Genomic DNA, 9,892 nt, shown 5'->3' on the forward strand with positions numbered 1-9,892 from the left:
CGGCGATTCTCTTCCTCCAGCTCCCGGATCCGTCGCTGCTCCGGCGTCAAAGGCCGGCCATCGCCGGCCTCCCCGGCACGATCCGCCTTGAGTTGCTCGACCCAGCGCCGAACGGCCGTCTCGCCCACCCCGGTGTCCCGCACCACTTGCGGCACACTCTGGCCCTCATCCACCACCATCCGGGCCACCCGAAGCTTGTACTCCGGATCAAAATTCCTGCGTCCCATATCGTCTCCTCGATCAGATCCCAATCATTCCACCGATCGAGGTGTCCACGAAAATTAGACCAGCACAGCGCGGACGCGGGCCTTGGAACAGGCTGCCGAAAGCCTTAGCCGCAAACTTAAGGGCAAGTTGCGGATCCAGGTAATCGCCGGTGGCAACAGACGGCAGCTGAAAGAATTCCTCCGGCAATTGCCGGGGATCGGTGAAGGCAGCGTGAACTGGGTGGATGACGCAGATGCGCTGACGATCGCGGCTTTAGTTGAGGCGATGGAGAAAGGGCCTGCTGAGCTGCAGTCCAAGAATTGGGGCGTCACGCGCGCAAAAGCCGAAGCCATTTGCCGGATGGATAACAGTCAGCGGCTTCAATTGGAGACAGTCGACCTGGAAGATCGCCTCGTCTTGGAGCTCAACGTGGCGCACCAAGGCGAGAACTACCGGCCGCTGGAGCGTCTATCCACTGGGCAGCAGTGCACCGCCATTCTTCATGTTTTGCTGTTGGACAATCCCGATCCACTGATCATGGACCAACCAGAAGACAATCTGGACAACGCTTTTATCGCGGACCGAATTGTCCAAGAGTTGCGGGGCGCCAAGACGGAGCGCCAGTTCATATTTGCTACCCACAACGCGAACATACCGGTATTTGGGGATGCCGAATGGATCGGCGTCTTCGAGGCGACCGAGGATCATGGCGCCATGCCGCTGGAGCGCCAAGGGTCCATCGATGTGCCGGCGATCCGTGATGATGTCTCACGGCTCCTGGAAGGTGGGCGCGACGCGTTTGTCCAGAGGAAGGAAAAGTATGGATACTGATCCTGGTGCATCAGGTTGTGACGTGGGCAGCCTTGCCCTTTCGTATAGGTCCGTTGCCCTCAAATAGCCAATCCGTTTCAGCCCCTTTTCCGCTGTTCGGTGCAGGTGAGAAAGCGTAGCGACGCCCAGCCCTCCCCATAGCTCTTTCTGTCAAATGTTCGCTAGTTTTTGCGGCCATTCTTGGGTGGGCCCACTCCGCGAAGGGCACCTGGCGGGCGCAAGCTGGGGACCGGCACGAAAACATGCCGGTCATGGGCGCAGAGATCGGCACTCCCCGTGGTGCGTGCGACTACTAGGTAGTGACACTCGCGATTGGCGGTCGCTGAAGATTGATGGGATGCTTGAAATGGCGTGCCCGAGAGGATTCGAACCTCTGACTTCCACCTTCGGGGGTTGGCGCTCTATCCAGCTGAGCTACGGGCGCGATCGTTGCCACGATTGATGAACTTAGAGGCAGGACCTCTGGGCAAGAGGTCTCTATGAACCAGCTTGCACGATCGGACGCTAGAAGCCGCTGTGATAGGCCGCGTTGACTGAGCTGCGGAATGCGTGAGAAACGATAGCGGCTTTGTGGCAGGGGAGGCATCCAACCACGATTTTGATCAAGCGCCCAGATCCCGGTTTGGATGGCATGCTGGGATCTGGGGTTGGTTTGGTCAGCTTTGACCGGCGCGGCGACGGGTGTCGTGGCTGAAGAGGGGCGGAATCCAGACTTTTCGACCTCCGCACGGGGATTGCCAGTACCGGTGCGTCGGCGCCTGTGATGAGCTCTGGAAGGTCGCATCCGTTTGGGCGCTGCAGCCATCCAGGCCACGCACCACGGTTGCCATTGGTGCTGAATAGCTGTCGCCGTTGCGGTAGGCAATGATGAGTGCCCACAGCGTGTGATAGGCGTCTGCGTCCATCTGCTTTAGGGAAAGCAGCGGTTCCTGGAGGGCGTATTCGATGAGCTCTTCATGCGAGCGAGTGGGTACCCGTTCGGCGAATTCCGAAGCAAGGACGATCTTGCCGATGTCATGCATCAGGGCCAGGAGTATGCCGGCTTCCGTTTGCAGCGTTGGCAATGCCATGGCCCGACCCACCGCATGTACCGCTTCGGCCAGTTCGAGGCTGTGGGCGATCAGCCCCCCAGTCTTGGCATGGTGGCATTGCTTGGAGGCCGGGAGCGTGAGGTACTGGATGGCGAATTCCTGATCCGAGAAGGCCTCACTGACGAATTCTCGGTAGGGCTCAATAGAAAGGTTCTCCACCAGATTGACCAGGCGCTGCAGGCTGCCAGGGTCGGGTGCGCGGTGGACGGGGAGGAGATCCAGCGGCCCCTTCTCGGGCAGTGCCGTCCCGACTTCTGGATAAGCCACAACGTGCCGCTGTCCGCGCTCTGTTTCGATGGTGTGGAGGGAGAGGGATCGGAACTGACCTCCTCCCAAGGGATGTCCCTCCCAATCTCGAATCCTTGCGAAGGCCGTGAAATAACCGGTCGAATCATAGACCCGAAGTCGGTAGTAGGGTTCTCAGCTAGGAGCTCGGCCTTCGCACTGGATTTCGACCCGTGCAGCGAAAATGACGGGCTCATAGCATGCGATGTCATCCATCCCGACCATTCGCTGCAGTTCTTGAACGTCGTTAGCCTTCATTGCGCACCTCCGTATGCTCTTCGGCGTTCCCTTGGAGAGAACGCAGGAGACGATCCATGGCGGAACCATCCTGGCGTGTCAGGTTCGGGACGTACCGCGAATACACGCGGAACAACATCTCGGTCGTGGTATGGCCCAGTTGCCTGGCGATCCACTCCGGGTTCTCTCCAGACGCCAACCAAAGTGTGGCCGCGGTATGCCGGCACTGGTAGGGCTGGCGAGGCTCAAGCCCGAGATGGCGGAGTAATGGGTACCAGACCCGCTGAGTGACGTTCTTGGTGTCCAGTGGCCGGCCGGCCTTCGTGACGAAGACGTATTCCTGTTTGCCAGTGGCTCGGAACTGCCGCTGCAGGGCCTCTGCGACCACGGAAGACATGGCCACCTCACGCTGTGAGCCGTCGTTCTTGGTGTATTCCGTCCGCCCCTGGTTGTAGGTCTCGCGAACCAGAATTTGACCCTTATCGAAGTCTATGTACTTCCACTTCAGGCCGTGCACTTCACCGGTTCTCAGTCCTGTGAAAAGCCGCACGATGAAGTAGTCGCGGTAGTCGGCTCGAACCGTATTGATGATCTTCTGCGTTTCCTCCCACGTGAACGGCATGATTTCCTTACGTGGCTGCTTGAGCCGTTTCAGATTGTTCATCGGGAACGTAAACTGGAAGCGCTCAGCGGCTTCGGCCAGGACCATTGAGAGCACCCCGAGGGTGTGGTTGATGGTCTTTGGGGACAGGCTCGCGTTGCCTTTCCGGCCTGGAACTTTGGCGAGCTCGGACCGGAAGGCAAGAATGTCCGCTTTGCTGATGTCGCTGACCCTTTGATCACCGAAGTAGGGCAGCAGGTGCCGTCGCAGGGAGCCGCGGTTGGTCTCCAGCGTCTTGAAGCGCCAGGCGACCTCGTTTTCTTGCAGCCACTGTTCGGCGAAATCGCGAAACAGTGGGGTGCTGGCCGTTTCGTCGTCCGCTTCGGTCGGGGCGGCGCCTTCCAGCTCGGCGGCGAACCTGACCGCTCGGCTGCTGTTGGGGAAGTACCGACCGTATTCGAAGGAGCCAAGTGTGATCTCGGCTTCGATCTTCTTTGCGACTTTCTCCATGTTTCGCCGGTTGGCTGCGGTGTCATCTAGAGTTGTGCACTCGCGGCACCGAACGCGCTTATAGAAGAAGTCGAAGTAGAGCTTCCCGGTGTCTTTTCTGGCGCGCACTCTAGCCATGACACGCCCCCCCGCTGGCCATGGGTATGGCGGGCACCCCGCCGTCCTTATCCATCATGTCCCGTTCGATCGTTTCCCAGATGAAAAGGATCTTGCGACCGCCGAATGGCCGGAAGTAGTGAATTCCCTCAATGAGAACGCTGTCCTTGAGGCGTTCACGGATCGTGCGCGTGTCGTAGTGGATCCGTTCGGCGAGACCTTCTGTGGTCAGGTACGTGTAGCTCATGTATCGTCCCTCTTATCGATGAAGTCCATTCGTTTCGTGTGTAGCGTGTGCGCTTCACACAATGTCGATCGTACACAATCGATGTAGCGTGTCAACTACAAATGGAGTGCTCGGGCGTCATGGCTATACGCATCAAGCTGAAAGAGCTCGTAGCGGAGAAGGAGTATCAAGAGGGACGTGTGGTGACCTTCAAGGAAATTGCTGAGGAGGCAGGGGTCCACCGCGTTACGCTTTCGAAGATCGCCAACAACAAAGGCTATAACGTCGGTACGGATACACTGGACCGCCTGTGCAAGTACTTCAGATGCCGCATCGAAGAACTGGTTGAGTTTGTTGACGAAGGAGATGCGTCGCACCGCTCCTGAGGACAGGCCGCTGGGATGCGCTCGGAGGGCTTCTTACGAGCCACAAGGTACGGAATGAGTCACGAAGCTAGGTACTCGTAGGGCACGAGTAGCCCAAACTGCGTATTACGGGTTTGTCACAGAAGTGGCACGAGAGTGTCACGGGACGCGACCTGCCCCAAAACGAAAAAAGGACCAGCGACTGTAAGTCACTGATCCCTTTCTCTGGAATATGGCGCGCCCGGAAGGATTCGAACCTCCGACCACCTGGTTCGTAGCCAGGTACTCTATCCAGCTGAGCTACGGGCGCATCGACTGAAGGCGCGCATTATCGCGATTGGTCCCGAGGGATGCAAGCGCCATGAGCGATTTGCCTCAGCCGCGCGGGATGGGATGGTAGGGCGTGGAGCGCACCCGGTCGTGTTCGTGCATGCGGTAGTGGACGAATTCGTCCTGGTCGTGGAAGTGCAGAAACGGGTTGCCCTCGTCCTGTTCCGCCAAGGTGGATTCGGCCTTCTCCGCATAGTTGTGGCCCGGGTGGATGCAGGTATGCGCCGGGAGCCCCTCGCGCAGCCCGTTCAGCGTATGGAACATCTGCTCGGGGTCGCCCCCGGACAGGTCGCAGCGGCCGCAGCCGAACACAAACAGCGTGTCACCGGTAATCAGGTCGTCGCCGGCCGGCATGTGGAAGCAGGCGGAGCCGGGGGTGTGGCCGGGCGTGTGCAGGAAGCGGATCTCGGTATCGCCCAGCTTCATCGTGTCGCCGCCGTGGTGGAGTTCAGGGCGCTCCAGCTCCTTGCCCCAGAACTCGGCCTCGGGCTTGAGGATATGCAGTCGGGCATTGGGGTACTGCTCCAGGATCGCCTCGACGCCGTTGATGTGGTCGTGGTGGCTGTGGGTCAGCAGGATGTCGGAGATGGTCACGTCCTGCTCGCGCGCCTGGCTGAGGATCGCGTCCGGCTCCCAGGCCGGGTCCACCACCGCCGCGCGGCGGCTCGCCATGTCCTCGATCAGGTAGACGAAGTTCTCCATCGGCCCGAGTTCCTGGCGGTGGATGCGGTAGGGCAGGTCGTTGCGGTCCATTGCGGCCTCCATTGAGTCGTTTCCAGTTTGGTAGGGTCCGTGCATTACTGGTTCCATCGTCCGCAGGGAAGGAGAGAGATGCAAAATTCCGAAGAGTCGTCGGCCGTTAACGCCGCCCTGGATGCGGAGGCCGACTGGGAGTCCCGCTATCAGGAGGGATCCACGCGCTGGGATCGCGGTGGCCCCAGCCCGTCGCTGGAAGCGTGGCTGGCGATCACCGATCTGGCGAAAGGCGCACGGATCGTGGTGCCGGGCTGCGGTTTCGGACACGAGGTCCCGGCCCTGGCCCGCCACGGATATTACCCGACCGGTCTGGATGTGGCGCCCACGCCAGTGCGGCATCTGCGCGAACAGCTGGAGCGGGAGGGGCTGGAGGCGGAGGTCGTCCAGGCCGACATGCTGGCATGGCAGCCGGAGACGCCGGTGGATGGCGTCTACGAGCAGACCTCCCTGTGCGCGATCCCGCCCGAGCAGTGGCCCGCCTACGAGCAGCAGCTGCATGCCTGGCTGCGTCCGGACGGCGAGCTGTTCGCGTGCTTCATGCAGACCGGGCGCGAGGGCGGGCCGCCGTTTCACTGCGAGATGGCGGACATGCGGGCGTTGTTCCCGGACAGCCGCTGGGAGTGGCGCAACGACGCCGGGCGGACCGAACACACCAATGGCAAGTTCGAGTTGCTTCATCGCCTGATTCGGCGTTGAATCGGGTAAAGGGCACACCCGTGCCCCGAGTCGGGACCCATGGGTTCCGGCCGGATACCGCGTGAAGTGCCGCGGCAAGGGGGATACTCATGCTTAACTCTATGCCGGAGGGAATGGAGCAGGTTCGCGCGCTGTTGCTGGACCTCTCCGGTGTGCTGTACGTGGGCGGCGAGGCCCTCCCGGGCGCCATCGAGGCCGTGCAGCGGGCACAGGCCGCCGGGCTCCCGATCCGTCTGATCACCAACACCACGCGCGAGCCACGCGCGGCCATCATCGACAAGCTGGCCGGCCTCGGCTTCGGGTTCGAGTCTGCGCAGTTGACGACGGCCCCCTCCGCGATCCGCGAGCGGCTCGAGTCCGAGTCCCGCAGCCCGCTGCTGCTGGTGCACCCGGCGCTGGAACCCGAGTTCGAGGGCGTGCCCACGGGCGATCCGGATGTGGTTGTGCTGGGGGATATGGGCGCCGCGTTCGACTACGCCGTGCTCAACCGCGCGTTTCGGGTGTTGATGGAGGGCGCACCGCTGTGGGTGATGGGGACCAACCGCTATTTTCGCGAGGCGGATGGCCTGTCGCTGGATATCGGCCCGTTCGTGCGTGCGCTGGAGTACGCCGCCGATCTGAAGGCCGAGAACTTCGGCAAGCCGGATGCCCGGCTGTTCCATGCGGCGATTGCGGATCTGGATCTGCCACCGGAGCAGGTGCTGATGGTGGGCGACGATGTGTCGGGGGATGTGGACGGCGCACGCGCCGCGGGTCTGACCGCCTGTCTGGTGCGCACCGGCAAGTATCAGGACGGCGACGAACAGCGGGCACAACACCGCGGTGCCGGCCTGGCGGATCGCCTGGCCGACATCGTGGATGCGCTATTGAGTTGACGTAACCGTGCGCCGGCCGTTGTTGACCGGCGCACGGGTCCTGGCGGGGATCAGGCCGAGCGGCGCTTGACCGACAGGGTGCCGTCACCGCGGCTGGCGTTGGCCTTGCGGCCCGGCGCCTTGCGCGGCTTTCCGGCGGCCGCATAGGCCGGGCGCTTGCCGTTGGCCGGGGCCGGGCCACGCCGCTTGGCGGCCGGCTTGCCGGGGCCGTGGGGCTTGCGCGCAGCCGGGGCGTGGCGCTCGGTCGCACGCGAGTCGCGAGTCGGGACAGAGCGCGCCATTTCCAGGCGACGGTTGGCGATATGGATATTGCCCAGGCGGCGCACCGCGGCCTCGTCCAGCGCGGCCGGCAGGTCCACATGGCTGTGGTCGTCCTGCAGGCCGATCCGGCCGATGTCGCGGCCGTTCAGGCCACCCTCGTTGGCCAGCGCCCCGACAATGGCGCCGGGGGCGATGCCGTGGTTACGCCCGACCGGCATGTAGTAGCGCACCATGTCCGCTTCCGGCCCGCGGTCCTTGCCGCGGCTGGGGCGGGGGGCGCGGTCACGGTTGCGATCCGCACGATGACTGTCGCGTTCGGGGCGGCTGGCGGCCGCCGTCACGGGATCGTGCGCGTTGGGCGTGCCATCCAGCGGCGTGCCCTGGGTCGCCAGGGCGAGCAGGGCGCGGGCGAGATCGCGTTCGCCCATCTGGCCGTTGGCCAGCAGCCGGTCCAGCAGGGCGTCGAGCTGCGGCGACGCTTCGCCGGCCAGCTCGGCCTGCAGACGCTCGGCCAGGCGCTCCTCGCGGCGGGCGATCACGGCGGCGCGATCCGGGACCTTCTGCTCGCGCACGGGCTTGCCGGTCAGGCGTTCGATATCGCGTAGCATGCGCCGCTTGCGCGGCTCCAGGAACAGGATCGCGCGGCCCTTGCGCCCGGCGCGGCCGGTACGGCCGATGCGGTGCACGTACACCTCGGCATCGCCCGGGGCGTCGTAGTTGAAGACATGGGTGATGCGCGGGACGTCGATGCCGCGGGCGGCCACGTCGGTGGCCACGATCACGTCCAGATGACCATCGCGCAGGTCGGCGACCACGCGCTCGCGTTCGCCCTGTTCCATGTCGCCATTGAGCGGGGAGGACTGCACGCCCTGTGCGTTCAGGGCCTCGGCGATCTCGGCGGTGGCGGCCTTGGTACGGGCGAATACGATCGCCGCGTCCAGTTCCGGCTCCACCTCGATCATCCGGCCCAGGGCCTCGGTCTTGTGGCGCTGGTCCACCAGGCAGTAGCTCTGATCGATGTCGGTGCCGGCCTCGTTGCCCGCGCCAATGCGGATCTCCTGCGGCTCGCGCATGTGGCGGTGCGCGATGCGGCGAATCGGCGCCGGCATGGTCGCGGAGAACAGCGTGGTCTGGCGTTCGGCCGGGGTTTGTTCGAGGATCCATTCGATCTCCTCGACAAAGCCCATGCGCAGCATCTCGTCCGCCTCGTCCAGCACCACCATGCGCAGCGCATCCAGTGTCAGCGTGCCGCGCTTGATGTGGTCGACCACGCGGCCGGGCGTTCCGACCACGACCTGCGCACCATCGCGCAGGGCGCGGATCTGCACGCCCATGGGCTGGCCGCCGTAGACCGGCAGGATCTCGAGCCCGTCGATACTGGCCGCGAAGCCCTCCAGGGCGGTGGCGACCTGGCCGGCCAGCTCGCGGGTCGGCGCCAGGATCAGCGCCTGCACGCGACGCTGCGCGGGATCGATCGAGTCGATCAGCGGCAGGCCGAAGGCGCCGGTCTTGCCGGTGCCGGTCTGGGCCTCGCCCAGCACGTCGTCGCCGGCCAGCAGGGCCGGGATACACGCAGCCTGGACCGGGGTCGGGGTGGTAAAGCCCAGTTGCAACAGGGCACGGGCCAACGACTCGGAAAGGCCGAGTTCGGCGAAGGAGGGGGATTCGGACATTTCAGGGGGTACTCGGGCGGGCCGGAACAAGGCCCGGCGAAAATCGGATGAATCTACTCAGCGCGCATCATACACGAATTGCGAAACGAAATACGTCTGCGCATATGCAATAAAACTCTTGCCCGCGAACAAACGCGGGCATTACGAGGGCTTGGGGTCTGCTACTTCCCCAGCCCGGTCAGTCGCGCCGGCTCCAGGATCTCGATCCAGTAGCCGTCCACGTCCTTCACGAAGGCGATGTCCTTCAGCCCGCCTTCGTCCGGGCGCTTCACGAACTCGACATCGTTCTCGTCGAACCAGTGCACGGCCGCGTCCAGGTCGGGTACCGAGAAGCAGATGTGGCCGAAGCCCTGCGGCTCCTCGTTGCCGTCGTGGTAGTAGAAGTCGGCGTCCTTTTCGGTGCCGTAGTTGTAGGTCAGCTCCAGGATGCCGCGCTGGCTGAACATCCAGCGGGTGGCCTCCCCGCCATCCTTGGGCGGGTGCGGCTCGTCCTCGCCGATTTGCGCCAGGAAGTAGAGCGTGAACTCGAACTCCGGGAAGTCCAGCGTCTTGACCAGCTGCATGCCGAACACCCGCTGGTAGAAGTCCAGCGCCTTCTGCGGATCCTTCACGCGCAGCATGGTGTGGTTCAAGCGAAAGCCTGCGGTGGGATTGTCGCTCATGGTGCGTCCTTGTATCGGCTAAAGGGGGGTGTCCCGGAAGACTGGAACACAGGGGCCGAGGTTCCCTCAAGTACCACCATCGCGTCGTCCGCGATCCCCCGTCACTGCGAGGAGGCGCAGCCGACGCGGCAGCCTGTCGGGTCTGCCCCAACGTCGGTGCCTGCGTTGGGAGATCGCTTCGCTCGGCTCG

General features: G+C 63.6%; 10 protein-coding genes, 2 tRNA genes and 1 pseudogene. 4 read left to right on the top strand and 9 right to left on the bottom strand.

Annotation, left to right across the window (positions count from 1 at the left end; genetic code table 11):
• Nucleotides 1-227: transposase (locus F466_RS13150; RefSeq protein ID WP_018993787.1), on the bottom strand; the 227-nt coding region annotated here is incomplete at its 3' end.
• Between the two features lie 82 nt (nt 228-309).
• Between F466_RS13150 and F466_RS0107730 the strand changes: the two genes are divergently transcribed.
• The gene (locus F466_RS0107730) at nt 310-1,038 is read left to right on the top strand and encodes a hypothetical protein (protein ID WP_018993788.1); all 729 of its coding nucleotides are present in this window, start codon (nt 310-312) and stop codon (nt 1,036-1,038) included.
• Between the two features lie 347 nt (nt 1,039-1,385).
• On the opposite strand, the gene F466_RS0107735 is transcribed toward F466_RS0107730, so the two are convergent.
• From F466_RS0107735 to F466_RS0107750, 4 genes and pseudogenes are all read right to left on the bottom strand, one after another.
• Nucleotides 1,386-1,462 (bottom strand) — tRNA-Arg (locus tag F466_RS0107735).
• 232 nt (nt 1,463-1,694) lie between these two features.
• Nucleotides 1,695-2,672 (bottom strand): annotated as a pseudogene (locus F466_RS13155) (TraI domain-containing protein).
• Nucleotides 2,662-3,879 (bottom strand): site-specific integrase, encoded by a 1,218-nt coding sequence (locus F466_RS0107745; protein ID WP_018993790.1) that lies wholly within the window; start codon nt 3,877-3,879, stop codon nt 2,662-2,664. Before F466_RS0107745 ends, F466_RS13155 begins: the two are co-directional and overlap by 11 nt.
• Nucleotides 3,872-4,105 (bottom strand): hypothetical protein, encoded by a 234-nt coding sequence (locus F466_RS0107750; RefSeq protein WP_018875070.1) that lies wholly within the window; start codon nt 4,103-4,105, stop codon nt 3,872-3,874. Before F466_RS0107750 ends, F466_RS0107745 begins: the two co-directional genes overlap by 8 nt.
• A 119-nt stretch (nt 4,106-4,224) precedes the next feature.
• On the opposite strand from F466_RS0107750, the gene F466_RS0107755 reads away from it, so the two are divergent.
• The gene (locus tag F466_RS0107755; protein WP_018649427.1) at nt 4,225-4,470 is read left to right on the top strand and encodes a helix-turn-helix transcriptional regulator; all 246 of its coding nucleotides are present in this window, start codon (nt 4,225-4,227) and stop codon (nt 4,468-4,470) included.
• A 212-nt stretch (nt 4,471-4,682) separates the two neighbouring features.
• On the opposite strand, the gene F466_RS0107760 is transcribed toward F466_RS0107755, so the two are convergent.
• Nucleotides 4,683-4,759, bottom strand: a tRNA-Arg gene (locus F466_RS0107760).
• Between the two features lie 65 nt (nt 4,760-4,824).
• A complete protein-coding gene (locus F466_RS0107765) occupies nt 4,825-5,532 on the bottom strand; it encodes an MBL fold metallo-hydrolase (protein WP_026296432.1) in 708 nt (235 codons plus the stop codon).
• 78 nt (nt 5,533-5,610) lie between these two features.
• Here F466_RS0107765 and F466_RS0107770 point away from each other — a divergent pair, with 78 nt between their 5' ends.
• Complete coding sequence (locus F466_RS0107770; protein WP_018993792.1) at nt 5,611-6,231, top strand: methyltransferase domain-containing protein; 621 nt, start codon at nt 5,611-5,613, stop codon at nt 6,229-6,231.
• 113 nt (nt 6,232-6,344) lie between these two features.
• Nucleotides 6,345-7,106, top strand: a complete 762-nt coding sequence (locus F466_RS0107775; RefSeq protein ID WP_018993793.1) for a TIGR01458 family HAD-type hydrolase — start codon at nt 6,345-6,347, stop codon at nt 7,104-7,106.
• 50 nt (nt 7,107-7,156) lie between these two features.
• Here the strand turns inward: F466_RS0107775 and F466_RS0107780 are convergent, their stop codons facing one another.
• Together F466_RS0107780 and gloA are read right to left on the bottom strand one after the other, a co-directional pair.
• Entirely contained in the window at nt 7,157-9,040 is a 1,884-nt protein-coding gene (locus tag F466_RS0107780) for a DEAD/DEAH box helicase (protein WP_018137722.1), read from the bottom strand.
• A gap of 161 nt (nt 9,041-9,201) precedes the next feature.
• Nucleotides 9,202-9,702 (bottom strand): lactoylglutathione lyase, encoded by a 501-nt coding sequence (gene gloA / locus F466_RS0107785; RefSeq protein ID WP_018993794.1) that lies wholly within the window; start codon nt 9,700-9,702, stop codon nt 9,202-9,204.
• Between the last annotated feature and the right edge of the window lie 190 nt (nt 9,703-9,892).

The sequence above is a fragment of the Thioalkalivibrio sp. ALgr1 genome (assembly GCF_000378285.1).
GTDB lineage: Bacteria > Pseudomonadota > Gammaproteobacteria > Ectothiorhodospirales > Ectothiorhodospiraceae > Thioalkalivibrio.

What these genes read in the sequence shown, in the direction of transcription:
- gloA (WP_018993794.1), bottom strand. Translation starts at nt 9,702, where the DNA reads ATGAGCGACAATCCCACCGCAGGCTTTCGCTTGAACCACACCATGCTG.
- F466_RS0107775 (WP_018993793.1), top strand. Translation starts at nt 6,345, where the DNA reads ATGGAGCAGGTTCGCGCGCTGTTGCTGGACCTCTCCGGTGTGCTGTAC.
- F466_RS0107770 (WP_018993792.1), top strand. Translation starts at nt 5,611, where the DNA reads ATGCAAAATTCCGAAGAGTCGTCGGCCGTTAACGCCGCCCTGGATGCG.
- F466_RS0107750 (WP_018875070.1), bottom strand. Translation starts at nt 4,105, where the DNA reads ATGAGCTACACGTACCTGACCACAGAAGGTCTCGCCGAACGGATCCAC.
- F466_RS0107755 (WP_018649427.1), top strand. Translation starts at nt 4,225, where the DNA reads ATGGCTATACGCATCAAGCTGAAAGAGCTCGTAGCGGAGAAGGAGTAT.
- F466_RS0107765 (WP_026296432.1), bottom strand. Translation starts at nt 5,532, where the DNA reads ATGGACCGCAACGACCTGCCCTACCGCATCCACCGCCAGGAACTCGGG.
- F466_RS0107745 (WP_018993790.1), bottom strand. Translation starts at nt 3,879, where the DNA reads ATGGCTAGAGTGCGCGCCAGAAAAGACACCGGGAAGCTCTACTTCGAC.
- F466_RS0107780 (WP_018137722.1), bottom strand. Translation starts at nt 9,040, where the DNA reads ATGTCCGAATCCCCCTCCTTCGCCGAACTCGGCCTTTCCGAGTCGTTG.